Source organism: Streptomyces sp. 5K101 (genome assembly GCF_046506645.1).
In the GTDB taxonomy this organism is placed as follows: Bacteria; Actinomycetota; Actinomycetes; order Streptomycetales; family Streptomycetaceae; genus Streptomyces.
Genome location: NZ_JBKFFO010000056.1, coordinates 1 through 1,858 on the forward strand (window position 1 = coordinate 1; position 1,858 = coordinate 1,858).

2 protein-coding genes are annotated in these 1,858 nt (G+C 68.1%); both read right to left on the minus strand.

Going from position 1 to position 1,858, the window contains the following annotated elements; genetic code table 11:
- A partial coding sequence (locus ACLB9X_RS34305; protein WP_410364329.1) for a transposase occupies positions 1-114 on the minus strand: 114 nt, incomplete at its 3' end.
- Between the two features lie 469 nt (positions 115-583).
- The gene (locus ACLB9X_RS34310; RefSeq protein WP_410364328.1) at positions 584-1,129 is read right to left on the minus strand and encodes an IS1096 element passenger TnpR family protein; all 546 of its coding nucleotides are present in this window, start codon (positions 1,127-1,129) and stop codon (positions 584-586) included.
- Positions 1,130-1,858: the final 729 nt, after the last annotated feature.

A 1,858-nucleotide genomic window follows, 5' to 3' on the forward strand; every position in this document is an offset into this window, starting at 1 on the left:
CTCCGGATTCAGCTCAAGCTCCCGGGCGACTGCGGAGATCGTTTTGCTCGACCTCAACGCGATCTGGACGGCTTCCTCGCGGAACTCCGGCGAGTACTTACTGGGTGGCGCCACTTCTTCCTCGTTTCCTGTTCAGGACAACCTTATTGGGTCCCTGTCCGGAAACTTCGTGGCCCCTCAAGGGTCTGATCGCTGGGTGTGCAGCCGATGACGTGGAGGAGGGTGGCGCCTGGGTGCCCGGGGCGGTGGGGCAGGTACTGGAGCGTCCATGCCGGCCGACTTCTTGTGACAGGCCGTCTGCCGGGAACGGGCGGTACGTGGGGACATCCCGGTAGGACACGCCGGGTACGGGGCGGGCCTGCGCAGGGCTTACCCAGGCCCGGTGCTCGGCAGCCCGCGCATCGCCGTTGGCAGTGTCCTGCCACAGTTGGATCCCGATCTGGTACCGCCAGCCGTCCTTGTCTTGCCGCCGGGCGTGGAGCCGTGCCCGGACTTCGTGGCCGTCCGGGAGCACGACGAAGATCGGCGGCGGCCCTGAAGCGCCCTCTCCCTCTCCTTGATTCATGACGACCTCGCTGCCCCCTCATCCTTGGTGGTGTTCGCCCCACCACGGCAGGATCGGCGGCAGGTCACTGAGTCCGCGGGCCGGTCGTTTCGGCATGGGCGACTCGCCGTCGTCGCCGTCCCAGCGCCGCGCGTACTGGTCCGGGAGGTTTCCCCAGCCCCAGTACGGGACCGGGCGGTCGGGGGTTTCGCCGAGTTCGTCGGCGGGGTCGATACGCCTGTCCGCGACCGTGCACAGGTGAGTCCAGTCGTCGCCCATGTCGAAGACGTAGGCGAACTGTTCGCCGGCCTGCAGCCTGCTCAGCTTGGTCGCATGGCCGTCCACGGTGTCGTCCGGAGCTTCGCCATCCCACCACTCCAGGGGGCTGACCCCGGTGCCGTCAGACAAGGTGAACAGGTGCAGGTGAGCCAGATCCCAGCGGGCGAAGGCGAGATCGATGGCCGTGGCGAGCTGGGCGAAGGAGTGCGAGCGAGCGGCGGCGAAGATCCGGCCGGGGCGAGGCCACAGGTCCGCGCCGTGTCCGGAGACCAGCTCCACCCGGATGGACAGCCAGGTACGCGCCACGCTCACCACCCCCTCAAATATCACGTCCGCCGACGAAGACCGACACTACTGAGTGCGGCTGCCGGGTGGGGAATCGAGCCGACCGCCATACTGGGCCGGCGGGCGGGTGCCGCCTCAGCCCACTCCTGACCTCGGCGTGCTCGCGGCGCTGCGCCGTCAGCTCGACCAGGACCTCGGCGGTGCGATGTCGCCTGGGCGGACCCGGCTCACCGCGGTTCTCGCCCTGGTCCTGGACGCGGCACCGCGCGCGGGGGCATTGGTGGCGATGCGGGTCTCCCACCTCGCCCCCGAGAACACGGCAGTGTACGTGAAGCGGCGCCCGCAGCGCGGGGGCGGGGAGGCAGACGACGACTGGTTCGAGTTGTCGGAGATTGGCCGGGCCGCGTCGAGCGGGGGCTGCTGCTGCTGTCCCGTCGCAAAGGATCTGGTCCGTGGGATCGGCTCTGGCGTGGGGCGACCAGATCACCTGAGATTCGGTAGCACCAAGAATCTCAGGTGATCTGGTTCGGGGAGAGCGGATACCTATGGCCATCTCAGAAGCCGTTGTCTTTCCGAGAAGCCGTTGTCTTTCCGAGAGTGACGGGTTCGTTTCCGCTGGTCACGTGTAGGCGTGGTGTTTCGGCGGGAGGGACGGGGTGTCGTGTCGTCTCTTCGGTGGAGGTGCCGGGATGCCGTCGGTGATGGGGTTGCTGGAGGAGCGTGAACGCGACGCTCGGCAGCGGGTGGAGT